The 24,153-nt window shown below is 62.6% G+C and carries 23 protein-coding genes and 1 tRNA gene; 16 read left to right on the top strand and 8 right to left on the bottom strand.

Annotated features, from left to right (window positions below; translation table 11 throughout):
* Positions 1–49 precede the first annotated feature (49 nt).
* Complete coding sequence (locus V8J82_RS17470) at positions 50–667, top strand: outer membrane protein (protein ID WP_339977080.1); 618 nt, start codon at positions 50–52, stop codon at positions 665–667.
* 149 nt (positions 668–816) lie between these two features.
* On the opposite strand, the gene V8J82_RS17465 is transcribed toward V8J82_RS17470, so the two are convergent.
* Both V8J82_RS17465 and V8J82_RS17460 read right to left on the bottom strand, forming a co-directional pair.
* A complete protein-coding gene (locus tag V8J82_RS17465; RefSeq protein ID WP_339977078.1) occupies positions 817–2,007 on the bottom strand; it encodes a pyridoxal phosphate-dependent aminotransferase in 1,191 nt (396 codons plus the stop codon).
* 72 nt (positions 2,008–2,079) lie between these two features.
* Positions 2,080–2,397, bottom strand: a complete 318-nt coding sequence (locus V8J82_RS17460; RefSeq protein ID WP_339977076.1) for an MmcQ/YjbR family DNA-binding protein — start codon at positions 2,395–2,397, stop codon at positions 2,080–2,082.
* A 230-nt stretch (positions 2,398–2,627) separates the two neighbouring features.
* On the opposite strand from V8J82_RS17460, the gene cysS reads away from it, so the two are divergent.
* From cysS to V8J82_RS17435, 5 genes are all read left to right on the top strand, one after another.
* On the top strand, positions 2,628–3,989 hold the full coding sequence (gene cysS / locus V8J82_RS17455) for a cysteine--tRNA ligase (protein WP_339977074.1): 1,362 nt from the start codon (positions 2,628–2,630) through the stop codon (positions 3,987–3,989).
* A 130-nt stretch (positions 3,990–4,119) separates the two neighbouring features.
* Positions 4,120–5,739, top strand: a complete 1,620-nt coding sequence (gene cimA / locus V8J82_RS17450; protein ID WP_339977072.1) for a citramalate synthase — start codon at positions 4,120–4,122, stop codon at positions 5,737–5,739.
* A 101-nt stretch (positions 5,740–5,840) separates the two neighbouring features.
* Complete coding sequence (locus V8J82_RS17445; protein ID WP_339977070.1) at positions 5,841–6,218, top strand: hypothetical protein; 378 nt, start codon at positions 5,841–5,843, stop codon at positions 6,216–6,218.
* Between the two features lie 4 nt (positions 6,219–6,222).
* The gene (locus V8J82_RS17440; RefSeq protein ID WP_339977068.1) at positions 6,223–6,948 is read left to right on the top strand and encodes an SAM-dependent methyltransferase; all 726 of its coding nucleotides are present in this window, start codon (positions 6,223–6,225) and stop codon (positions 6,946–6,948) included.
* Complete coding sequence (locus tag V8J82_RS17435; protein WP_339977066.1) at positions 6,945–7,691, top strand: squalene/phytoene synthase family protein; 747 nt, start codon at positions 6,945–6,947, stop codon at positions 7,689–7,691. Before V8J82_RS17440 ends, V8J82_RS17435 begins: the two co-directional genes overlap by 4 nt.
* 24 nt (positions 7,692–7,715) lie before the next feature.
* Here V8J82_RS17435 and V8J82_RS17430 read toward each other — a convergent pair whose 3' ends face one another.
* Positions 7,716–8,951, bottom strand: a complete 1,236-nt coding sequence (locus V8J82_RS17430; protein ID WP_339977064.1) for an MFS transporter — start codon at positions 8,949–8,951, stop codon at positions 7,716–7,718.
* Positions 8,952–9,135: 184 nt separating this feature from the next.
* Between V8J82_RS17430 and V8J82_RS17425 the strand changes: the two genes are divergently transcribed.
* The 7 genes from V8J82_RS17425 to pgi all read left to right on the top strand — a co-directional run bounded on the left by V8J82_RS17425 (position 9,136) and on the right by pgi (position 16,149).
* A complete protein-coding gene (locus tag V8J82_RS17425; protein ID WP_339977062.1) occupies positions 9,136–9,759 on the top strand; it encodes a DNA-3-methyladenine glycosylase family protein in 624 nt (207 codons plus the stop codon).
* Positions 9,756–10,421 carry an alpha/beta hydrolase gene (locus V8J82_RS17420; protein ID WP_339977346.1) on the top strand — a complete coding sequence of 222 codons (666 nt, stop codon included), beginning with the start codon at positions 9,756–9,758 and terminating at the stop codon, positions 10,419–10,421. The genes V8J82_RS17425 and V8J82_RS17420 overlap by 4 nt, the downstream gene beginning before the upstream one ends.
* A 168-nt stretch (positions 10,422–10,589) precedes the next feature.
* Entirely contained in the window at positions 10,590–11,204 is a 615-nt protein-coding gene (locus V8J82_RS17415) for an HNH endonuclease (RefSeq protein WP_339977060.1), read from the top strand.
* Between the two features lie 123 nt (positions 11,205–11,327).
* Positions 11,328–12,284 (top strand): agmatinase, encoded by a 957-nt coding sequence (gene speB / locus V8J82_RS17410; protein ID WP_339977058.1) that lies wholly within the window; start codon positions 11,328–11,330, stop codon positions 12,282–12,284.
* A gap of 126 nt (positions 12,285–12,410) precedes the next feature.
* Positions 12,411–13,859, top strand: a complete 1,449-nt coding sequence (zwf, locus tag V8J82_RS17405; protein ID WP_339977056.1) for a glucose-6-phosphate dehydrogenase — start codon at positions 12,411–12,413, stop codon at positions 13,857–13,859.
* The gene (gene pgl / locus V8J82_RS17400) at positions 13,859–14,530 is read left to right on the top strand and encodes a 6-phosphogluconolactonase (RefSeq protein ID WP_339977054.1); all 672 of its coding nucleotides are present in this window, start codon (positions 13,859–13,861) and stop codon (positions 14,528–14,530) included. Before zwf ends, pgl begins: the two co-directional genes overlap by 1 nt.
* Positions 14,531–14,535: 5 nt before the next feature.
* Positions 14,536–16,149, top strand: a complete 1,614-nt coding sequence (gene pgi, locus V8J82_RS17395) for a glucose-6-phosphate isomerase (RefSeq protein ID WP_339977052.1) — start codon at positions 14,536–14,538, stop codon at positions 16,147–16,149.
* A gap of 216 nt (positions 16,150–16,365) precedes the next feature.
* On the opposite strand, the gene V8J82_RS17390 is transcribed toward pgi, so the two are convergent.
* Positions 16,366–16,854, bottom strand: a complete 489-nt coding sequence (locus V8J82_RS17390; protein WP_339977050.1) for an acyl-CoA thioesterase — start codon at positions 16,852–16,854, stop codon at positions 16,366–16,368.
* A gap of 46 nt (positions 16,855–16,900) precedes the next feature.
* Between V8J82_RS17390 and gph the strand changes: the two genes are divergently transcribed.
* The 3 genes from gph (at position 16,901) to V8J82_RS17375 (ending at position 18,952) form a co-directional block, all read left to right on the top strand.
* The gene (gph, locus tag V8J82_RS17385) at positions 16,901–17,557 is read left to right on the top strand and encodes a phosphoglycolate phosphatase (RefSeq protein ID WP_339977048.1); all 657 of its coding nucleotides are present in this window, start codon (positions 16,901–16,903) and stop codon (positions 17,555–17,557) included.
* Positions 17,558–17,975: 418 nt separating this feature from the next.
* Positions 17,976–18,752, top strand: coding sequence for a VPLPA-CTERM sorting domain-containing protein (locus V8J82_RS17380; RefSeq protein WP_339977046.1), 777 nt, complete (start codon positions 17,976–17,978; stop codon positions 18,750–18,752).
* A 126-nt stretch (positions 18,753–18,878) separates the two neighbouring features.
* Positions 18,879–18,952 (top strand) — tRNA-Gly (locus V8J82_RS17375).
* 14 nt (positions 18,953–18,966) lie between these two features.
* On the opposite strand, the gene V8J82_RS17370 is transcribed toward V8J82_RS17375, so the two are convergent.
* The 4 genes from V8J82_RS17370 to V8J82_RS17355 all read right to left on the bottom strand — a co-directional run bounded on the left by V8J82_RS17370 (position 18,967) and on the right by V8J82_RS17355 (position 24,151).
* On the bottom strand, positions 18,967–21,003 hold the full coding sequence (locus V8J82_RS17370) for an ASKHA domain-containing protein (protein ID WP_339977044.1): 2,037 nt from the start codon (positions 21,001–21,003) through the stop codon (positions 18,967–18,969).
* A gap of 90 nt (positions 21,004–21,093) precedes the next feature.
* The gene (locus tag V8J82_RS17365; protein ID WP_339977043.1) at positions 21,094–22,254 is read right to left on the bottom strand and encodes a CaiB/BaiF CoA transferase family protein; all 1,161 of its coding nucleotides are present in this window, start codon (positions 22,252–22,254) and stop codon (positions 21,094–21,096) included.
* A gap of 87 nt (positions 22,255–22,341) precedes the next feature.
* Positions 22,342–23,025 carry a hypothetical protein gene (locus V8J82_RS17360; RefSeq protein WP_339977042.1) on the bottom strand — a complete coding sequence of 228 codons (684 nt, stop codon included), beginning with the start codon at positions 23,023–23,025 and terminating at the stop codon, positions 22,342–22,344.
* A 52-nt stretch (positions 23,026–23,077) separates the two neighbouring features.
* A complete protein-coding gene (locus tag V8J82_RS17355) occupies positions 23,078–24,151 on the bottom strand; it encodes a methyltetrahydrofolate cobalamin methyltransferase (protein ID WP_339977040.1) in 1,074 nt (357 codons plus the stop codon).
* Positions 24,152–24,153: the final 2 nt, after the last annotated feature.

Genomic DNA, 24,153 nt, shown 5'->3' with positions numbered 1-24,153 from the left:
TAAAAGCGTTGGCCATGTGCACGTAAGACGGAACAAAGGATCCGAACAAATGAAACACGCAGTAATTGCAGGCGTATTCACCCTGGCCCTGGCGCCTTTTGCGGCCAATGCTGGTGGTGTTGTGACACCCGCACCGGCGCCGGCCCCCGTGCCGCTGCCACCCGCGCCGATCAGCGATTGGACCGGCGCCTATATCGGTGGGCAGCTCGAATATGGGGATGTCACCGCTGACGACGCCACCGGCGCAGAAGCCGCAGAAGGCACCGGCGCTTTGTATGGCATCTTCGGTGGTTACCGTTATGACCTGGGCAACCTGGTTGTTGGTGCCGAGCTGGACCTGAACCTGGCTGACATCGACTTGGAAAGCCCTGCCGGCGCCGATATCGGCAGCCTGGACAGCGTTCACCGCCTGGGTGTTGAGCTTGGCTATGATGCTGGCCCCGCACTGCTTTACGGTACCGTCGGTGCAGCCCGCGCCTCGGCCGAAATCAATGGCGTTGATTACGACGACAACGGCTACTTCTACGGCGTTGGTATCGACTATCTGGTGACCGACAATGTCACCGTTGGTGCCGAGCTGCTGCAGCACGAATTTGATGATTTCGACGGCACCGACCTCGACATCAGCGCAACCACCTTTGGTGTGAACGCCGCGTTCCGCTTCTAAGTGCATCGCGTCGACATTCGTCGATAGAGATCTCGATTGCGGCCCGGAGCATCGCGCTCCGGGCCGTTTTCTTTTGCATATGTGCCGTTTTGAGTGGCCGTTGTGGGCGCCGCTTCGACCTGGCCCATAGTGTCGGGGCAGAGAGATGGCTAGGAGAGCGCCTGCGCGCCCGCGTGCCGTGCGGCAAAGGCGAATAGTCGGTCCAGGGCCGTCGCAAAGACCTCATCGGGCAATGTGAGCGCCACCCGGATATGGCCCGCGGCGGCCTGTCCAAAGCTTTCACCCGGCATCACGGCCACATGCTCTTCCGCCAGCAGCGCTTCGCCAAAGGCCTCGCCGCTCATCCCAGTGGCCCGGACATCCAACATGACATACATCGCGCCTTCGGGTGGGATGGCGCGCAGCACCTGTTGCCCCGCGAGCCGTTCCAGCACCATCGCCCGGCGCCGCAGGAAGGGGGCGGCCACCGCGCGTTCGACCTGTGCGCCCTGTTGCAGGGCGAAGAGGCCCGCATCCTGAATAAAACCCGGCACACCATAGGTCGTGTGGGTCGCCAGGTTCACCAGATCGGCAATCGCGGCCTCCGGGCCTGCGATCCAGCCCAGGCGCGATCCGGTCATCGCATGGCTTTTCGACAGCGATCCCACGGTGAGTGTGCGCGCAAACATATCGGGCAGGGCGGCAAAGGGCCTGTGCTGCCCGCTCCAGACCTGGCTGTCATAGACCTCGTCCGAGATCACCCAGAGATCGGCCTCCCTCGCCACCGCGGCGATGCCCTGCAGCGTGGCCTCGGTATAGACTGCGCCGGTGGGATTGTTGGGTGAATTGATCAACAGGCTGCGTGCGCCGTCGCTGGCGGCGCGCAAATCCGCCGCGCGGGGTTGAAACCCGTCCTCGGGGCGCGCCTGAACGGGCCTCGGCACCGCGCCCGCCCCGCGGATTGTGCCGGGATAGGTGGCATAATAGGGGTCGATCAACAGCGCGACATCCCCCGGATCGCAGGCCGCGTTATGGGCGGCGAACAGGGCAGCTTGGCCACCGGGTGTGATCAGAACGTTGTCGGGCGTGTAGTCCAAACCGCTGCCAGCGCTCAACCGCGCGGCCACGGCTTCACGCAGCGCCCGGGTGCCCGGCACGGCGGCATAGCCGGTATGCCCGGACCGTGCGGCGCGGTGCATTTCGTCCAGGATTGCCGGGTCGGTGCGCACGTCATGTTCGCCGATGGTCAGTTCCATCACCGGAATCCCCGCCGCCACCATCTGACGGGCCTTCAGAAATAGGCCCCAACCATCGTCTCCGCCTTCGGTGAGACCCTGGATACGGGTGGATAAGGTGGGCATGGGCGGCTCCGTGCATGCGGGTGTCGTACGCGCGCAGATTGGCCATGCCGCGCGGCCAATCGCAAGCCCTGCTCAGCGGTTGCCGTCGTTTAGAACCAGCCGGTAAGACGCACCGATCCTGTCGCGCAATTCTTCCGGGCGCGTGTCCCAGGGGAACAGCACCCAACCATCCTGCTTGAGGTAAGGGGGAGAGGCCGCGCGCCCGGTGCCCACCAGCATGTGCGCCGAGATCCTGCCATTCGTCCGCAAGGACAGACCTTCGCCGCCCACCGTATAGGCCACGAACATATGGTCATATACCGTCCAAATCACCGTATCGTCGCCAAACGGTGTGGTGCGCTTGGTTCCGATCAGGTCTTTGCAATAAATATCGACGAACGCCTCCCGCATCAGTTCGGTCTTAGCGCAAATTGTCCGGAGAGTGCAGATTATCTCACCTGCGGCTTGTGCGCGCAGGGTGTGCCGTAGTATACACCTGCCATGACCGATACAGTCCTCATTCTTGGTTTCTGTATTCCCCGCTAAATCCAGCGGATCGGTCAGTCGTGGTTTTCTTCATTCTCCCAAGCTGCTAGGCCGACCCCGCGCCCTGTCGTCGCTTGTGTGAAGGCCTTGCAAAAATGGTCGAAATCCGTCTGAAGAACTCCAAATCCCGCCGTATGGAAACGCTGGATCCGATCACGCCTGGGCGTGTGTCGATGTATCTGTGCGGGCCGACGGTCTATGACCGGGCACATATGGGCAATGCGCGCTCGGCGGTGGTGTTTGACCAATTGTTCCGTCTGCTGCGCCATGTCTATGGCGCCGACAACGTCACCTATGTGCGCAACTTCACGGATGTTGACGACAAGATCAACGCCCGCGCGGCCGAGACCGGGCGCCCGATTGGCGAGATCACCAAAGAAACGGCACAATGGTATATCGATGATATGGCGGCTTTGGGGGTGATGGAGCCGACCCATATGCCGCGTGCCACCGAATACATTGCCGAAATGGTCGCCTTCATCGAAGACCTGATCGACAAAGGCTTCGCTTATGCGCGCGACGGGCATGTGCTCTTCCGCGTGCGCGCCTATGACGATTACGGCAAGCTCTCGGGCCGGACGGTCGATGACATGATCGCAGGCGCAAGGGTCGAGGTTGCGCCCTACAAGGAAGACCCGATGGATTTTGTGCTGTGGAAGCCATCCACACCCGACATTCCGGGCTGGGACAGTCCGTGGGGCCGGGGGCGGCCCGGCTGGCACATCGAATGCTCCGCCATGAGCCATGCGCTGCTGGGCAAGTTTGATCCCGAAGGCAAAGGACGCTTCGACATCCATGGCGGTGGCTCGGACCTTCTGTTTCCGCATCACGAGAACGAGGTCGCCCAAAGCTGCGCCGCAGGCCATGCCTTCGCGCAGATCTGGATGCACAACGAGATGCTGCAGGTCGAGGGCAAGAAGATGGCCAAGAGCCTGGGCAATTTCTTCACCGTCCGCGATCTGCTGGATCGGGGTATTCCTGGCGAGGTGATGCGGTTCGTGCTGCTGAGCACCCATTACAGCAAGCCGATGGATTGGACCGAGAAGAAGGTGGTCGAGGCGGCAAAGACGCTGAGGAGATGGTATGTCGCGGCCGAACATGGCGCTCAGGTGCCGGAAGCGGTCGTTGCCGCCCTGGCAGATGATCTTAACACCCATGGTGCTCTTGCCGCGATGCACAACCTTAACGGCGTCGAGTTGGGTGCCGCCCTGTCTTTGCTGGGTCTTTGGGGCGGGCGGGTGCCGGACTGGGCCGAGGCGCAACTGGTGGATCTGTCCGCCCATGTGGATCGCTTTGCGCAAACCCGTGCTGCTGCGATGGAAAGCAAAGATTTCAGTGCGTTGGACGCATTGAAGCAGGCACTTATCGCCGCCGGTGTTGAGGTTCGGATGTCGAAAGAGGGGGTTGAGCTTGTGCCTGGCCCTGATTTCGATCCTGCCAAGCTGGAGGACGTGTGATGTTGACGGCACAGCAGGTTTGCGCCGGTCGCGCGAGGAGAGCGTTTGCGCCCGCCCCAGCGGGTCGGGTCGCGCGCAAACCGGATCGCTGGCGATCCTGTAAGGGACATTTGTGTTCTGGCGGTGCCGAATGACCCAGCACATTACGCTCTACGACACGACGCTGCGGGACGGGCAGCAGACCCAGGGTGTGCAGTTTTCGACGCCGGAGAAGATTCGCATTGCCCAGGCGCTCGACGCTTTGGGGCTGGACTATATCGAGGGCGGCTGGCCCGGCGCGAACCCGACCGATAGCGCGTTTTTCGACGACGCACCCAAGACCCGCGCCAAGATGACCGCCTTTGGCATGACCAAACGGGCGGGGCGTTCGGCGGAAAATGACGATGTGCTGGCCGCTGTCTTGAATGCGGGCACGAAAACCGTTTGCCTTGTGGGCAAGAGCCACGATTTCCACGTGACCGATGCACTTGGCATCACGCTGGACGACAACGCCGAAAACATCCGCGCCTCCATCGCGCATCTTTTCGCCCAGGACCGCGAGGCCCTGTTCGACGCCGAGCATTTCTTTGATGGCTACAAGGCCAACCCCGATTACGCGATCCGCTGTGTAAGAACCGCCTATGAGGCGGGTGCGCGCTGGGTGGTGCTGTGCGACACCAATGGCGGCACGTTGCCCGATGAGATCCATCGCATCACCGAGGCGGTCATTGCGGCGGGCATCCCGGGCGATCATCTGGGCATCCACACCCACAATGACACCGAAACTGCCGTTGCCGGTAGCCTTGCCGCTGTTGATGCAGGCGCGCGGCAAATCCAGGGCACGCTCAACGGGCTGGGGGAACGCTGCGGCAATGCCAACCTGACCACGTTGATCCCCAATCTGCTGCTGAAACAGCCCTATGCGAGCGCTTACAGCACCAATATCGCCGAGGATGCGCTGGAAAACCTCACCCGTACCTCGCGAATGCTGGACGATATCCTGAACCGCGTACCGCATCGCCAGGCCGCTTATGTCGGCGCCAGCGCCTTTGCCCATAAGGCGGGGTTGCATGCCTCGGCCATCGTCAAGAACCCGACGACCTATGAGCATATCGACCCCGCAGCAGTGGGGAATACGCGCATTATCCCGATGTCGAACCAGGCGGGGCAGTCAAACCTGCGCAAGCGCCTGGCCGAGGCGGGGCTGGATGTGGCCAAAGACAATCCCGCGCTGCCCGCCATTCTCGACACGATCAAGGACCGCGAGGATCAGGGCTATAGCTACGACACCGCGCAAGCTTCCTTCGAATTGCTCGCCCGCCGCGCACTTGGGCTGATGCCAAGTTTTTTCGAGGTGAAGCGCTATAAAGTCACGGTCGAGCGCCGCAAGAATAAATACAATCGGATGGTGAGCCTGTCCGAGGCCGTTGTGGTCCTGAAAATCGGCGATGAGAAGAAATTGTCGGTCAGCGAAAGTCTGGATGAGGTCGGATCCGATCGCGGGCCGGTCAACGCTCTGGCCAAGGCGCTGGCCAAGGATTTGGGGCGTTATCAGACCTTGATCGACGATATTCGGCTGGTCGATTTCAAGGTCCGCATCACCCAAGGCGGAACCGAGGCGGTCACACGTGTCATCATCGATAGCGAAGATGCTGCAGGGCGGCGCTGGTCAACGGTGGGCGTATCGCCCAATATCGTGGATGCCAGCTTCGAAGCGCTTCTCGATGCTGTCGAATGGAAACTGATACACGAAGGGGCCCAAGCCACATGACACGGTTCGCTTGCTTGACGTTCGCTCTTCTGTTGCCCTCAATTGTCCATAGTCATGAGTTAGTCAGTGTTTGTTACTCCCAGGGCACTGAAGCCGATGGCGTGACGGGATTCACGCATTTCACCAATGGCCGCGCTGTCCGCGTCGACAGTCCATGGCCGAATGACAGCCGCAGCCGCGTGACGGAATGGCAGGATGACGGCTTTGCGGAAAAGCTCTACGAGCGGCTGGCGCCCCGCTGGTCGACCATGCCTGAAGACACGCTTGAGCAATGTGACGAGGGTTGGCGCGATACGATTGTGATCCGCTTCGATGATGGCAGTCTCCAGGTGCGCGAGGGCTCGTGTATCCGCAATCCGGTGGCCGAGACGCTGCAGGTCGTGTTCGTCGACCTTGCCTCGCAGGCCGAAAACCGGACCGAAACCTATGTGGATGGCGCAATCGACGGCGCCTATTCGCCCTGCTTCCACGAGTGGTAGCGCCATGGAGGATTGGGACAGCGCCAGTTTCTTCAAGATCCACGCCGACACGCCGCGTGAAGGCCCCGGTGAGACGGCTGATGTCGCCTGGGCGGCCGAGATCGCGGGCCTGGCGCCCGACGCGCGGGTGCTGGACGCGGCCAGCGGGCCCGGCGGAGATATGGGGGCGCTTTTGCGGGCCGCGCCCGACGGCCATGTGACGGCACTGGATAAGCACGGGCATTTCATCGACAGCGTTCGCGCGCGATGGGGGCACGACAAACGCGTGACGCTGAAGACGGGCGATTATTTGGAGCTTGAGGGTACGTTCGATTTCATCTGGTGCGCCGGTGCGGTCTATTTCGTGGGGATCGAAGCCGCTCTGACGGCATGGGCCCCGCATCTGGCCCCGGGCGGCGCCGTGGCGTTTTCTGAGCCGTGCCTGTTCACCGACATGCCGTCCGATGGTGCGATTGCGTTTTGGGACGGTTATGCGCGTCTGACGGATGCCGACGGCATTGCCGACCATGTCCGCGCCGCGGGTTTCGACACGCGTGCAACGCGCAAAGTCTCGGATATCGGCTGGGAGACCTATTATCGTGGCATCGAGGATCGCATCAAAACCCTCCGGCCCGGTGCCGATGCGGGATTGTTGCGGATGATCGAACGTGAGGAACGGGAAATCGCCGATTGGCGCGCCCATAAATCCGAGACCGGCTATCTGCTGTCGGTGGTCACGCCGCGATCATGAGTGTCCAGGCCTGTGCCGATCTGGTCGCCCGCGCCGATCCGCGCCGGTTTCGGGCCGCCATGGCCGCGCCGTTGCCCGCGCGCGAGGTGCTGCTGCCGCTTTACGCGTTCAACGTTGAGGTCACCCGCGCGCCCTGGCTCACCGACGAGCCGATGATCGCCGAGATGCGGCTGCAATGGTGGCGGGACGCGTTGGGAGAGGTCGCGCAGGGGCGCGCGCGCCGCCATGAGGTGGTCGATGCGCTGGCCTTTCTGGATGACGCGGGCGCGGCGATCTTGGATCGCTTGGTCTCTGCACGCCGCTGGGACATCTACAAGGATCCGTTCGAAGACGCGGCACATTTCCGCGACTATATCGATCAGACCTCAGGCGGGTTGATCGGTGTGGGGATCCGCGCCCTGGGCGGTGCTCCCAATGAGGCGACGCGTGCGATTGCCTATGGCGCGGGTCTTGCACGGTATCTGATGGCGGTGCCGGATCTGGAGGCGCGGGGCAGGGTGCCTTTGGTGGATGGTCGCACGGAGGCGGTGGGGGAGTTGGCCCGTGCGGCGCTGCAGGCTTGGCCGCGCAAGATTGATCTGCCGGTATCTGCCCGTCCCGCCTTGTTTGAGACGGTCGGCGCGCGCGTGATCCTACGCCGCGCGGCGTCCCAGCCCGGTGCGGTGGCTGCGGGGGCGTTGGAGCCCGCGCCGATCGCGGAGCGGCTTGGCCTGATGCGCGCGGCCTTGTTTGGCAAGGTTTGAGAACATGGGCGACCGGTGGGAAGTTCAGGCCGCTTTGGGATCGACAGGGCGCATGACCAGATAGATCAAAGCCGCGCCCGCCAGGACCAGGAACGGCACCATAGCCAGGTTCACGCTGGTCCATCCCGCGACAACATCCTCACCGCCCGAATTCAGCAATTGTCCGGCGCTGAGCGATGCGATGGTGACGCAGCCGAACACGACGAAATCGTTCATGCCCTGGACGGTCTTGCGCTCTTCGGGGCGGTGGGCATCGGTCAGCATCGCCGTGGCGCCGATAAAGCCGAAATTCCAACCCACCCCCAACAGGATCAGCGCGCCGAAGAATTGGAACAGCTCCACACCGGTCAGGGCCATCCCGCCCGCAGCAGCCAGTAGAACCAGGCCGGTGGCGACAATCTTGGTGGCGCCGAAGCGCGCGATCAGATGGCCGGTGAAAAAGGACGGGGCAAACATCGCCAGCACATGGGCGGAGACCACATTGGACGCATCGGTCACGCCAAACCCGCAACCCACCACCGCCAGCGGTGTGGCTGTCATCATCAGGTTCATCAGCGCATAGGTAACGGCGCCGCATATCATCGCCACGACGATCTTGGGGTCACGCAACAGCTCGGACCGGCTGCGGCCCTGGGGCATATCGGCGGTTTGCGGCTTTGGTTTGGGTAGATCGAGCGCGAGGAACAACAGCGCGCCAGCAATGTTCAAAACAACCACCGCCGCATAAGTGCCGACGAAGGGGATGACGCTCGCCTCGGATGTGACGCCCACCAGGCGCGGGCCGATGATGGCCGACAGCAGGCCGCCCGCCATGACATAGGAAATGGCCTTGGGCCGGAAACTCTCCGAGGCTGTATCGGTCGCCGCAAACCGGTAAAAGCCCTGCGCGCTCATATAGATGCCGGTCAGGAACGATCCGAACAGAAACAACGGGAAATTGCTATACCATAGGCCAATCCCCGCCACGGCGGCGCCCGCGGCACCCCCCGCTGCGCCGACGAAAAAGCCCGCCTGTCGCCCAAACCGCGCCATCAGGGCCGACAACCACGGCGCCGTTGTCATCGAGCCGAAAACGATCAGCGAGATCGACAGGGTGGCATAGGCCGGGTCGGGCGCGATCATCAGCCCGGCCAAGCCCCCGACCACAAAGAGCATCGGCATTTGGCTGCCCAGAATCGCCTGCGCGAGGACCAGCACGGCCACATTGCGTTTGGCGCGCGTATCGCTTTCAGGGAAGTCGTCTGTGGTGATATCAGCCATGGGTTGATCGGTATCGGGTTTGCGCGGGCGGGTCCAGAGGCCCTCCGGTCACATCTTCTGGCAACCCGGCCCCGGGGAGAGGCGCCGCCCACCCACCCACCCCGTCGCCTCTCCCCGGGGCCGCGCAGCATGGCGGGCAAGATCGCAGGTCGTCTTTTGCGGGGCTCTCTGACAAGGTGCGAGTATGAAGGCGCCGATTTGGATCGAAACAGAGGCGGATGTCGCGGCGGGGCGCGCGGTCTTGCTGCGCTTGGAGCCGCGATTTGCTGTGATCGAGGGCCCATTGCCGTTGCGGCGCAGGCCCGATGGGTTTGCGGCGCTTCTTCATGCGATTGTGGGGCAGCAGGTCTCGACTGCGTCGGCTGCGGCGATCTGGGCGCGGGTGCAAGCGGCGGGATTTGACGATGAGGCTGCCGTGCGCGGGGCAGATGATGATGCCCTGCGCGCCTGTGGGTTATCGCGGCCCAAAATCCGCTATGCCCGTGCTTTGGCCGACGCCCGGATTGATTATGGCGCGTTGCGAGAGGCGCCGGTCGACCACGTGGTCGACACGTTGGTTGCGGTGCCCGGCATTGGGCGGTGGACGGCGGAGATCTACGTGAAATTTGCGCTTGGCGCCGCGGATGTGTTTGCCGCGGGGGATCTGGCCCTGCAAGAGGGCGCCAAATTGTTGTTCGACCTGCCTGCGCGTCCGGCAGAACGAGAGATGCGCGCCATGGCGGAAGCCTGGTCGCCGGTCAGGGCCATTGCCGCCCGGGCGCTCTGGGCCTACTACCGGGAAAAGACTAAGCGCGAAGGGGCCTTATAGTGCGAACGCTGGATTACAAAACCAAAGGCTCCCATTCGGGCGACACCAAAAGCCTGGTGATTTTTCTGCACGGCTATGGTGCCGATGGCGGGGATCTGTTGGGCCTGGCCGATCCGCTGGCCGAGCATCTGCCTGATACGGTTTTCGTTGCACCCGACGCGCCCGAGCGCTGCGGGATGAACCCGATGGGATTTCAATGGTTCCCGATCCCGTGGATCGATGGCTCATCCGAAGAGGTGGCTGCAGAGGGGATGGAGCGTGCGGTTCACGATCTGAACGGGTTTTTGGATCATGTGATGGCGGAGAACGGGGTCACAGCGGCGGAGACGGCCTTGGTGGGGTTTAGCCAAGGCACGATGATGAGCTTGCATGTGGCGCCGCGCCGGGCCGAGGCCTTTGCCGGTGTTGTTGGGTTTTCGGGGCGTCTGCTGGATCCAGAGACGCTGGTCGATGAGGTTGTGGTGCGTCCGCCGGTTCTGTTGATCCACGGCGATGCCGATGATGTGGTGCCACCGCAATCGCTGCCCGAGGCGGCGGAAGGGTTGCAGAAGGCCGGTTGGGAAGAGGTCTATGCCCATGTGATGAAGGGCACCGCCCATGGCATCGCGCCCGACGGGCTAAGCGTTGCATTGGCCTTTCTCAGGGACAAATTGCCTGGCTGAGGGTCGTCACAAAACCGTTGCCGTCCGCGCCTATGTCTGGCCGCGCATCCACTGCATCTATTTTGCTTGCCGGATGGCAACGCCTAGATATAGTGGGGCCAAGGTTGGAGCGGGGGCTCCCGCTCTGATGCCAGATAACAGGTAAACAGGGTGAGGACGGACTCCCTCATGCAGGCAAAGACATCGACCTATTCACCGACTGACCCGGATTTCCGCACGTCTTTCGTGCGTGAGCCGGGCGCATTGCGCCACAACCCCGCGCTGGTGCTGAACGCCGATTACCGGCCGCTCAGCTACTACCCGCTATCGCTCTGGCCCTGGCAGGAGGCGGTGAAGGCCGTCTGGCTGGATCGGGTGCAGATTGTCGCGGAATACGACGATTACGTGCATTCGCCCTCCACCGCGATCCGCATCCCATCGGTTGTCGTTTTGCGCGACTATGTGAAACCGCAGAAACGTGTGGCCTTCACACGGTTCAACCTGTTCCTGCGGGACGAGTTTAGCTGCCAATATTGCGGGGCGAAGGGCGATTTGACCTTTGATCACGTGGTGCCGCGCGCCAAGGGTGGCGTGACGAGCTGGGAGAACGTTGTGGCGGCGTGCTCGAAATGCAATCTGCGCAAGGGCTCGAAAAGCCTGCGGCAATCGGGGCTCGCGCTGCGCCGCGCGCCCCGGCAACCCGGCGCGGAAGAGCTGCGCAACCGGGGACGCAAGTTTCCACCAAACCATCTGCATGAAAGCTGGCTCGATTTCCTCTACTGGGATTGCGAGTTGGAAGCGTAGGCGATTGGGGGCTCTGCCCCCGCTCCTGCGGAGCGCCCCCGGGATATTTTTGAAACAAAGAAAGGGCGGGGTGACAGCCACCGAGGGGGCCGCTAGCCTGCCGGGTGTCGAGGGAGCTTGCCGATGTCCGATCCGTTTTTTCAGCCGCCCTCGGGCACTGACCTGCCGCGCTATGCGGGGGTGCCGAGCTTTATGCGATTGCCCTATTTGGCCGCTGATCATCCGCGCCGCGCGGAGGTGGATATCGGAATCTTTGGGCTACCCTGGGATGGTGCGACGTCGAATCGGCCCGGTGCGCGGCACGGGCCGCGGGCTTTGCGCGATGCCTCGACGATGATCCGTGAGATGAACCGCGCGACCGGGCAGACACCCTTTGCCGCGGCGCATATTGCCGATCTGGGCGATGTCGCGATGAGCCCGGTGGATCAGGATGAGGCATTGCGGGATGCGCAGGCGTTTATCGCGGGTGTTTTGGGGCAGGGGATCCGACCCTTCATGGTGGGTGGCGATCACCTTTGCACGCTGACGGTTTTGCGCGAATTGCGGGCCGCGCGGGGAGAGGCGTTTGGTCTGGTGCTTTTGGACAGCCATACCGATCTGTACCCTCCGTATTTCGGCGGCAAGACGCTGACCCATGGCAACCCGTTTCGCCAAGCGATTGAGGAGGGCTGCATCGACCCGACCCGGACGGTGATGGCCGGGATGCGCGGCACATCCTACAACACGTCGGATTTCGATTACGGGCATGAAAATGGTGTGACGATCCTGCCGATCGAGGAATGCATGTCGATGGGATGGCCTGCTGTGATGGCCCATGCGCGCGCGGTTGTAGGGCAGGCGCCGACTTATGTGAGCTTTGATATCGACTTCATCGACCCGGCCTATGCGCCGGGCACCGGCACGCCCGAGGTGGGTGGTCCGACCGCGTTCGAGGCGATCAGTTGCGTTCGAGCTTTGCGCGGGCTCGATATTATTGGGGCCGATCTGGTCGAGGTTTCGCCGCCCTTCGACAATGGTGGGATCACCGCTTGGCTCGGCGCGTCAATCATGTTCGAACTGCTCTGTGCGATGCAGCCGTGATCGCTGGTGCAGGGCGGTCGGGTTTTGTTAGACATTCGTCGTAGCTTTGGGGTAGACAGGCGCCGTTAGCGCTAACGAAAATCAGATACGCGCCGACGGCAGACGGCCCGACAAGAAGGATATCCCATGGTCTCACGCGTTATCCCGGTTGATCCTTTCGACCTTGTGATTTTCGGGGGCACCGGCGATCTGGCCCGGCGCAAGATCCTTCCGGCGCTGTTTCGGCGGTTCCGCGATGGCCAAATGCCGGAAGATGCCCGGATCATCGGAGCCGCGCGCAAGGATCAGGACGCCGATGCCTATCGCCAGAGCGTGCGCGAGGCATTCGCCGAATTCCTGCGCCCGTCCGAGCAGGGCGATCCGGCGATGGAGGCGTTTCTCGACCATCTGGATTATCTGCCGATCGATGCGATGGGCGATGGCGGTTGGTCGGAGTTGAAGGGCAAGATGCGCGATGACGTCCCGCAGGCCTTCTATTTCTCGGTGGCACCTAGCCTCTTCGGTGCGCTGGCCGAGCGGCTGCACACCCATGGCATTGCGCGTGAGGATGCGCGGATCGTGGTGGAAAAGCCGTTTGGGCGCGATCTGGGCTCGGCCCAGGCCTTGAACGCGACGCTTGCGGCCCATTTCGACGAAACGCAGATCTATCGGATCGACCATTATCTGGGCAAAGAGACCGTGCAGAACCTGATGGCGGTGCGCTTCGGAAATGTCCTGTTCGAGCCGCTTTGGAACGCACAATATGTCGATCACGTACAGATCACGGTCGCCGAAGAGGTGGGTGTGGGCGGGCGCGGGGCCTATTACGATAAATCCGGTGCCATGCGGGATATGGTGCAAAACCACCTTATGCAATTGCTGTGTCTGACCGCGATGGAGCCGCCCAACCGGTTTGAGCCCGACGCGGTGCGCGACGAAAAGCTCAAGGTGATCCGCGCTTTGGATCCGGTCGCCCCCGCCGATATCGTGCGCGGTCAGTACAATGGGGCGAAAGGCGCCTCCTATCTGGAGGATGCGGAAGCGTCCGATAGCCGCACCGAAAGCTATATCGCCATCAAGCTGCACATCGCCAATTGGCGCTGGCATGGCACACCGTTCTACCTGCGCACCGGAAAGCGGTTGAAGGCGCGGGCGTCGGAAATTGTGGTGCATTTCAAGGAAACGCCCCACTCGATTTTTGACGAGGATGCCGGGCGGCGTGCCAATGTGCTTTCGATCCGGCTGCAGCCTGATGAGGGCATCGATCTGCGCGTGACGATCAAGGAACCGGGACCGGGCGGCATGCGTCTGGTGGATGTGCCCTTGGATATGACATTTGCCGAAGCCTTGGGGCCTGACGCCGAAAACGTGCCCGATGCGTATGAACGGTTGATCATGGATGTGATCCGCGGCAACCAGACCTTGTTCATGCGTGGGGACGAGGTGGAAGCCGCCTGGGCCTGGACCGATCCGATCATCGCGGGATGGCGGGATCGCAACGACAAACCGGTGACCTACGAGGCCGGAAGCTCCGGCCCCGAAGAAGCGCTGATGCTGATGCATCGCGATGGGCGCCGCTGGCGGGAGATTGCATGATGAACATCGTTGAATACCCCGATCGCGACATGATGATGCTGAGCTTGGCCAATCGCCTGACCGGCGAATTGGCTGATTGCCTGCGCCGCCACGACAGTGCCACGCTATGTGTGCCGGGTGGCACCACGCCGGGGCCGATTTTCGATGTGTTAAGCGAGCAGGCACTCGACTGGGATCGGGTGGCAGTATGTCTGAATGATGAACGCTGGGTGGATGAAGACAGCCCGCGCTCCAACACCGCGATGCTGCGCAAACGGCTTTTGGTGGGGCAGGCGGCAGCCGCGCAGCTGATCCCGCTTTACCAGCCTACCGATACGCCCGAAGAGGCGCTGGAGACACTCGGCACTGGGTTTGACGGGCATCTGCCGATCTCGGTTTTGCTGCTGGGAATGGGGGCAGATATGCATACGGCCAGCCTGTTCCCCGGCGCTGATAATCTTGAGGCCGCGCTTGCGGGCGATGCCCCGATCCTGATGCCGATGCGGGCCGATGGCGCAGGCGAGCCGCGGGTCACCCTGACCGCGCGTGTGTTAAACGACGCGATGAACAAACACATCGTTATCACCGGCGACGACAAGCGCGCCGCGTTGGAACGGGCGCAAAGCCTGATGCCCGAACAGGCGCCGGTGCGCGCGGTGTTGCAGGGCGCCACGGTTCATTGGGCGGAGTAAGAGACATGGGTGATATCTGGGCGGATCTGCGGTCCCATTGGGCTGCGAAATCGGGGCGTGCGATTTTAGACCTGTTTGAGGATGCGGGGCGGGCTGAGGCCTATTCCTGTCGCGCCGACGGCTTGCTGTTCGATTACTCCAAGACGCATCTGGATGCGGGCGCGATGTCATTGCTGCTGGAGCTTGCCCGCTCGACCCGGGTCGAGGCACGCCGTGCCGCGATGTTCTCGGGCGAGAAGATCAATGAGACCGAGGGGCGTGCGGTTCTGCACACCGCCTTGCGCGCCCCATCCGGGCCGATCTCGGTTGAGGGCGCGGATGTGATGCCCGAGGTTCTGGCCACGCACGCGCGCTGCCTGGATTTCGCCGAGGCCGTGCGCGATGGCAGCTTCGCGGGGGCGGGGGGCGCCTATAAGGATGTGGTGAATATCGGCATCGGCGGGTCTGATCTGGGCCCGGTCATGGCCACATTGGCCTTGGCGCCTTTTCACGATGGTCCACGCCTGCACTATGTGTCGAACGTGGATGGCGCCCACATCAACGACACGCTGCAAGGTCTTGATCCAAAGACAACAATGGTGATCGTGGCGTCCAAGACCTTCACCACGATCGAAACCATGACCAATGCGCAGACTGCGCGCAACTGGATGGCCCGCGAGGTCGACGATCCCTCCAGGCAATTCGTCGCGCTCAGTTCGGCAACGGCGAAGGCGGGGGAATTCGGTATCCCGCCTGAGCGCGTGTTTGGGTTTGAGGATTGGGTTGGCGGGCGCTATTCGCTTTGGGGTCCGATTGGCCTGGGCCTGATGATCGCGATTGGCGGTGCGGATTTCACCGCCTTCCTCGACGGGGGGCACGCGATGGATCGCCATTTCCAAGAGGCGGACCTGGCCGACAATTTGCCCGTTTTGCTGGCCTTGGTCGGGATCTGGCACAATCAGGTGCAGGGCCACGCGACCCGCGCGGTACTGCCCTATGACCAACGGCTCAACCGCTTGCCCGCCTATCTGCAGCAGCTTGAGATGGAGAGCAACGGCAAGCGCGTGGCGATGGATGGCAGTGATCTGGCGCAGCATTCCGGGCCTGTGGTCTGGGGTGAGGCGGGTACGAATGGTCAGCACGCCTTCTACCAGCTCATCCACCAGGGCACGCGCGTGATCCCGTGTGAATTCATGGTCGCCGCGAAGGGGCATGAGCCCGAGCTCACCCATCACCACCGTCTGCTGGTCGCAAATTGCCTGGCGCAATCCGAGGCTTTGATGCGGGGCCGGTCGCTTGACACCGCGCGGGCGCTGCTGGCCGAGAAAGGGCTTGAGGGCGCTGAGTTGGAGCGCCAGGCCGCGCATCGGGTCTTCCCGGGCAACCGGCCCTCTACGACGCTGCTCTATGATCAACTGACGCCCTATCGCCTGGGCCAGATCATCGCGCTCTACGAGCATCGGGTGTTCGTCGAGGGTGTGATCCTGGGTCTCAATTCCTTTGACCAATGGGGTGTAGAATTGGGCAAGGAACTCGCACTGGCCTTGGAGCCGGTTCTGACCGGGGCTGAGGATGGCACGGGTAAGGATTCGTCGACACGTGCTCTTGTTGCGGCGGTGAGAGCGTCGGGCGGTATCTGAGAAGTTCCGCGCGGCCGTCGCATGTCTTGGATCGCATCTCGGGGAAAATGGAGTGGCCATAATTGGCCACGGGGATCGTGCTGAAATCTCGGATACGCGACTTAGATACTCGGTACACTGACTATCGCATTCTCGCCGAATTGGCATTGAATGACACATGTATACCGGTGCTCTGCCGGGTGTGGCAGTCAGGGAATCCTTACCTTCGGCTTAGTGTCACGGCGTCTCGGCCTCGGCGCCGTCCTCTGCCAGGAAGGCGGCGCGCCCGATTTGCGGGATCGGGAAACGACCGGCGCCCTCTCGGTTCAGCAACACGACAATGCAGCCGCCATGGGCTGTGCGTTTGGCGGGCTTTCCGGGCAGCCACACGGCGAAGTCCATCGTGAAGGAGGTGGTGCGAAAGCGGCTGACGCGGCCCGTCACCACGTAATCCAGGCCCAGCCCCATCTCGACCTCGTAGGTGCAGGTGACCTGTTTCAGCACCAGCCGTGGCGCGTTTGGCCCGTAATCCGTCACCCCGCGCGCCTTCAGAAACGGCAGCCGAAAGCTTTCGAACCAGCGCAGATAGGCGGTGTGGTTCACATGACCCAGCGCGTCCAGCTCACCGAACCGCACGCGGTCGGCCAGGCCAAAGCGCCACGGTGCGGGAATGCCACAGGCGCGCAGTCTGTCGGCGGGAAGGGGCGTGTGATAGGGCAAATCCATACACATCTGATGGCCGGATTATACGGTGAAAACAAGGGGGTGCTGGATGGCACGGATTGTCTTCGATTTGGATGGAACGTTGATCGACAGCGCACCCGACATTCAGTTTTCCGCAAATTTCGCCTTGGAGGTGACCGACGCCGCGCCCTTGAGCTTGTCAGAGACGCGCAGCTTCGTCGGGTCGGGTGTGCCGATTTTTGTCGACCGGATGATGCGCGCGCGCGGATTGACCGAGGGGCGCGAGGAACTGATCGCTCGCTTTCTTGAGGCGTATCAGAGCGCGGTGCACCAGACGATTGTTTTCGAGGGCGTGCGCGACACGCTGGCCGATTTGGCGGCGGCGGGCCATGTCTTGGGCATCTGCACCAACAAACCCATCGCCGCGACCCGTGCAGTGTTGGCTCATCTGGATTTGGCCGCCCCTTTCGCGACTGTGTTCGGGGGCGATAGCCTGCCGCAGCGCAAGCCTGACCCCGCGCCGTTGCGTGCGGTCTTCGCGCAGCTTGGCGCGGGCCCCTGTCTTTATGTTGGCGATAGCGAGATAGATGTGAAGACCGCAGAGCGCGCTGGTGTTCCTTTCGCGCTTTATACGGAGGGTTACCGCAGCACTCCTTTGGATCAATTGACCCATGTGATCCGTTTCGATGATTGGGCGCGCTTGCCGGGGTTGATCGCGGAGGACCCAGCATTGCTGAGCGTTTGATCGCGTTGAAAGCGATATGATCGCGCCCCCTGTCGCGCGTGATTGGCGAAATGGGAAAAGCCGCGATCTTTTCCCAGCAGTGTGGCACCCGGTCGGGCAAGTCCGGTGTCTGATTGATTTGCAACCTTTATGCGCCGTCGCATCTATCGCTTGTCGGGGCGTTTCAGGTCTGGGGCAGATTTTGTAGAGCCTTGAAAAGGCATACATATTTTACGTCTAGATTAAGTTTCTCTCTGAACGATGTCTCTTGCGCGCGCGATCAGGCCCTTTGATGCGCGGCTCGTTCACCAAGTGTCTCGCACTATTGCGCTGTTGCTTGTCCGTCAACACGGTGTTCACACTCTCGCCCTAGTATTGACCGAGGAATGCCAAGACTTTACCGCAAATTGGTAACTATTACGATTTTTGGGGATGATTAATGAAAAAGACGCTTATCGGCACTGCGTTCGGCATCGTCGCCGCAACGGCAGCACAGGCAACACCGATTTCCATTCAGGAATTCTCGTTTGCCGCTTTTAACGACGCGACGGCGAATGCCCTCGCGATTGAAGATTTCGAAGATGCCAGCACCTTGTTGACCCCTGCCGGGTTTCGCGATGGTGGTCAGGTCAGCACCGATGGTCTGAACCGGACCTTCGGCGAGATCAACGACACGATCGTTTCATCTTCGGTTGGGTCGTTTTCGACCATCGCAAATCCGGGTGTCGGAACAGGCTCGACCTGCCGCTCGCTCAGCGGTGGCTTGGGCAATTGCGACAACATCGCGCTGCAATTCGACCCTGCCTTGAACGGTCAGGGGAATATTTTGCCCGAACCGGGGCAGTATGCGCTGAATTCCAACGACACGCTCGGGCTGTCCTGGGTGGCAGAGCTTGCAGGTGGCGGTTTGTTCAACCAGCTTGTCTTTGCGCTGCGTGACGCGGCTGACAACAAAGCGACACTGACGGTCGACACCGGGACGGCCTCGGCCTCGTTCTCCAATTTGGGCAATAACAATGAGCAATTGTTTGTCGTGGATTTGGGTGCGCTGGTGTCGTCGGCCACAATTACGCTGAGCAATTCGCGCATCAACGATGGGTTCACCTTCGACGGCGCCGCGATCACTGTCGCTCCGGTGCCGCTGCCTGCCGCTGCGTGGATGTTGCTGGCCGGGTTGGGTGGCATGGCGCTTCTGCGCCGCCGCGCAAACGTCTAAGCGTACGCAGGTGATCAAAAGCTTGGCCCCCGGCGTCCACTTGGCGTCGGGGTTTTTTGCTGCGCTACCGTAAGGCTGGCCTGCTTGACGCACGCGGCCGACAGAGCTATCCCAACGCTCCAGAGCGCGGGTATGGTGAAAAGGTATCACGCGAGCTTCCCAAGCTTAAGTTACGAGTTCGATTCTCGTTACCCGCTCCACCCTCCGATCCCTATTAGCCGCGACGTCGACGGCGTCGGTTTCCGCCTTCGCCAGGCGCTGCGCCACTGGCACCGAAGGCAATGGTAGGTAGGGGCGCGATTTTCGAAAGTTCCGGGAACGGATCGGTGGCATGGGGAATGGCATTGGCACTTACAAAATGCTCTTGGAACTTCGGCTCGATGGCCGTCTCGACTTTGTGGATCTCACCCACGATACGCTCGATCTTGGTGCGTGCGGCGCGATTGCACAATGCAATCCGCGCGCCATGGCCCGCCGCATTGCCTGCACTTTGCACCTTGTCGAGCGGCACATCGGGGATCATCCCCAGCACCATCGCGTGTTTTGGGCTGATATGGGCGCCGAAAGCCCCGGCCAGGACGACTCGGTCCACACGATCGACGCCGCGCTGATCCATCAGCAGGCGCGCACCGGCATAGAGCGCAGATTTCGCCAGTTGGATCGCGCGAATGTCACCTTGGGTCACGGTGATGCGCGGTCCGCCCGAGGCGCTGCCATCGTGGATCAGATAGGCGTGGGTGCGGCCCGTGGGCTCGCACCGGGGCGTTCCCGTTGCCTGGGCCGAACCGATCAGGCCCGACGCGTCCAACAGACCCGCCATCCGCATCTCCGCCACCGCCTCGATGATGCCGGAGCCGCAAATTCCGGTGATCTGGGTATCGGTCGGAAAGGCGGGATCGTCGGACCACAGATCGCAGCCGATGATCCGAAACCGCGGCTCTTTGGTTGCTGGGTCGATCTCGATCCGCTCGATCGCGCCGGGCGCGGCGCGTTGGCCTGAGCTGATCTGCGCGCCCTCAAAGGCGGGACCTGTGGGAGAGGAGCAGGCCAGCACGCCGCTCCTGTCGCCCAGCAGGATTTCGGCATTGGTGCCCACATCAACGATCAGCGCCAAGTCGTTGGAAACATTCGGCTCCTCCGACAAGGCGACGGCGGCGGCATCGGCGCCCACATGGCCCGCGATACAAGGCAACAGGTAGGTTTGTGCCGTCGGCGCGATCCCGGTCAGGCCCAGTTCCGCGGCGCGCAAGGTCACGGCGCCGGATGTGGCCAGCGCAAAGGGCGCCTGTCCCAGCTCCACCGGATCTATGCCCAGCAGCAGGTGATGCATGACCGGGTTGCAGACAATCACCGTCTCGAAGATCAGCGCCGGGTCGATTTCCGCCTCTTTGGCCAGTTCCAGCGCCAGATCGTTCAATGCGGCTTGCACCGCCGTGGTCATTTCGGCATCGCCGCCGGGGTTCATCATCGCATAGCTGACGCGGCTCATCAGGTCTTCGCCGAACCGGATCTGCGGGTTCATCAGACCCGACGAGGCCAGCACGTGGCCATCGGTCAGATCACAGAGATGCGCTGCAATCGTCGTAGAGCCCAGATCGACGGCCAACCCATAGAGGCCGCCATCATGCAGGCCGGGCCAGACGCCCAGGATTTCGGGCGTCTCCGCGCCAGCATGAACCGCGACGGAGACCTGCCAATTTCCCTTGCGCAAGGCCGGTTGCAGACGTGTGAGAACGGGTAAGGACGCCCGTGCGCCATAGATCTCCCATTGCGCGGCCAGCGCGTCTTGCACCCGTTCCAGATCCCCCGACGGCACGTGCATGTCCGGTTCCGCCACCTCCACCATGACCAGCCGGGTCGCCGGGTCCATCGTGATCGGCCGGGTGGAGGCGGCTTTGCGCACCACTTGTCGGTGCACCTGGCTTTCGGGCGGCACATCGACCACCACATCGCCCTGCACCGTGGCCTGGCAGCCCAGGCGCCGCCCCTTTTTCAACCCACGCACGCGGTCATACCGCGCCTCGACCTCGTTCCAGGGACTCAACGCATCCTCGGCAACGGTGACGCCGTGTTTTGGAAAATCGCCCACGCCCGGCGCGACCTGACATTTCGAGCAGATCCCGCGCCCGCCGCAAACGCTGTCCAGATCCACCCCCAATTGCCGCGCCGCGGTCAGAATTGGCGTGCCAATCGCAAAGCGCCCGCGTTTACCGGACGGGGTAAAAATCACCAGGGGGTCTTGGTCGGTCATGACTGTGGGTCCAATCGGGATTTGTCTGGTAACCTAGCCGATTGACCGCCAGCGAAAAGCCGAAACACGCCCCTGCGCGGTACAGAAACGTCAGGGCAGGTCGCCGCCTTCGAGCCAGGCCAAAATCGCTGCGCGATCCCCGTCGAGCGCAGGCGCTGGGGGCCGTGTGTCAGGATCAATCAGATCGGACATTTTAATCGGATTTCCGGCCGCTTTCAGCGGATCCTGACCGGGGCGCCCTTGCACGTCGATCACCATGTTGCGCGCCAGGATCTGTGGATCTTGCATCGCATCGGCGACGCTCTGGATCGGGCCAGTCGGCACACCCGCGCCTTCCAGCAGGCCGATCCAATGGGCGGCGGGCCGATGCAGCGTCACCAGCTCGATCATCCGTTTCAACAAGCGCGCGTTTTCGCACCGCGCCGGATTGGTCGCAAAGCGCGGGTCACTTGCCCAACCGGGTTCGCCCAGCACGTCACAAAGCCGCGAAAAGAGCGCGTCATTCCCCGCGGCGATCACAAACAGACCATCCGAGGCATGGAACGTCTCGAACGGGGTGATGGAGGGATGGCGCGCGCCATTGGGTCCCGGCGTCGGGTAGCCTGCCGCCACGGTGGCCACGGCATGTTCAACGATGGCAAGCTGGGCATCCAGCATGGCGACATCAACAAGCTGCCCCAAGCCGCTGGTTTCACGGGCATAAAGCGCGGCCAGAAGGCCCTGTGTCAGAAACATGCCGGCGACGATATCGCCGATTGAGGCGCCGACGCGTACCGGTTCACGCCCGGCCTCACCAGTGATCGACATGACACCGCCGCGCGCCTGCACGACCATGTCATAGGCGGGTTTCAACGCATCGGGCCCGGTCTGGCCGTAGCCCGACACCGCGCCGTAGATCAGTCGCGGGAACCGGGCATGGAGATCATCCCAGCCATAGCCCAACCGCGCCATCACGCCGGGGCGATAGTTTTCCAACAGCACATCTGCGCGGGCCAAAAGGCGGTCAAAGATCTCGCGATCCTCCGGGGCCTTCAGGTCCAATGCAATGGAGCGCTTGCCATGGTTCAGCCCGTCAAAATAGGCGCTTTCACCGTCGCGAAAGGGTGGGAAGGCGCGCGTATCGTCACCGATGCCAGGCCGTTCGACCTTGATCACCTCGGCGCCGAGCGCGCTGAGGGTCTGGGAACAAAATGGCCCCGCCAAAACATGGGTCAGGTCCAGGATCGTCACACCGTGCAGGGGGGCTGTCATCGAAGGCTCCGCTCATTGCTATCGGGCTAAAGGAAGCGCATCGCGGCACGCTCTGCGCTGATCTGTATCAAGCCCGTCGTGACGGTTTTACGACAGGAAGCCGAGCCCAAACCACCAGATCCAGAACGGCACCGGCAGAACCGCCAGTGCCACGGTCAGCAGCGTGCCCTGCGGAGAGAACATCCGGCTGAGACCGGCCACCAGCAAAAGCCCCCCGCCGCCGCCCAGCAAGGCATTGCCGGGCACGTTCAGCAGCACGGCGAGGCTGAGATAGCGGTGCCGCACCAGCGGCATGGCCAGCCAAGTCGGCAGACGCGCCGCCAGCCATTCCTGGCGATGCGCCGGGGCCAGGGCGGAGAATTGCGCGCATAAATCGGCGGCACGTCGCAATCTCAGATCCCGCAGCAAGCGCACGAGGACAATGTCGGGCATGAACCGGCCCACCAAAAATGCCAGCCCCAGGCCAAGGAGGGTAGCGAAGTAGACTGCAGGCGCAATCGAGGCACCGCGCAACACCATCAGCGCCAGGCCCACCTCGATCCCCGGCACGAAGGGGATCGCGATCAAAGCCGCATAGAGCGTCAGCGCCAGCACCATGACCCCGGTCTGCATCGGCCCGCGGCTGGCTTCGGGCAGTCGCTCGGTCAGGGCCAGGGCCGCATCGAACACCAGATGCGCCGCAAAAACGCAGGCGCCAATCACGGCCAAACGCAGGGCGCTGCGCCAGATCGCACCCCCAAGGGCGCGTTTCGCCGGTCGTTCGTCTGACATATGTGTCCCCATCCCCGGGGAACACTCTGGCGTGCGCCTGCCCGCCGGTCAATCAGGCCGAGCGACGGCGCCTGCGCCCACCGGCACGGCCGCCTTGGGGGGCGGCATCGGGATCCTTGTTGAAATTGATCCAGGCCCCGCCGCCATCGTCATGATTCAGAAGGAAATTCGCGGCGCGAATAGCCTCCATCTCTTTGCCAGGGCGCGGTTTGGTCGACCCCATGCCAAACAGTTTCACGAAGGCTTCGTCGTCCATATCTGGCGGCAAGATCACACCGGCGGCTTCCACGGCGGCCTTCTTCTCGGCGATTTTCTTGGGGCCGATGGGCAGAGCGACCGGGTTCATGATCGCGCTGGTCATGCCCGCGCCAAAGGCCATGGGCAGGAAGGCGTTGTTGATGCCGTGGCGGTTGGGCAGCCCGAAGGAGATATTCGACGCGCCGCAGGTCGTGTTCACGCCCAATTCCTCGCGCAACCGCCGTACCAGCGTGAAGACCTGGTGGCCAGCGGTGGCCATGGCGCCAATCGGCATCACCAGCGGATCCACCACGATATCATGGGCGGGGATGCCGTGATCGGCGGCGCGTTCGACGATTTTCTTGGCCACGGCAAAGCGCACATCCGGGTCTTCGGAAATGCCGGTATCGTCGTTCGAGATCGCCACAACCGGCACATTGTATTTTGCAACCAGCGGCAGAACCAGTTCCAGCCGCTCTTCCTCACCGGTCACGGAGTTCAAAAGCGGGCGGCCTTCGGCGGCAGCGAGGCCGTTTTCCAGCGCGCCGGGCACCGACGAGTCGATGCAAAGCGGGCAATCGGTGACCTCTTGCACGGTTTCGACCAGCTGCTTCATCAGCGTTGGCTCGACAAAGTTGTTGTCGGCGTAGCGCGGGTCCTCGGCCATCTTGTTGGAGAAGACCGCGCCCGAATTCACGTCCAGCACCGTGGCGCCCGCGGCGACCTGCGCCAGGGCATCGGCCTGCACACGGCTGAAATCGCCGCGCTCGAGCTCTTCGTTGAGGATCTTACGGCCCGTGGGGTTGATCCGTTCGCCGATGACACAAAAGGGCTCGTCAAAGCCGATCACGGTGGTTTTGGTCTTCGACTCGATGACAGTGCGCGTCATTG

It is taken from the genome of Gymnodinialimonas mytili, assembly GCF_037544085.1.
GTDB lineage: Bacteria > Pseudomonadota > Alphaproteobacteria > Rhodobacterales > Rhodobacteraceae > Gymnodinialimonas > Gymnodinialimonas mytili.
The sequence above is the reverse complement of the archived record's forward strand: the minus strand, read 5'-3'. Positions and strand labels throughout refer to the sequence as shown.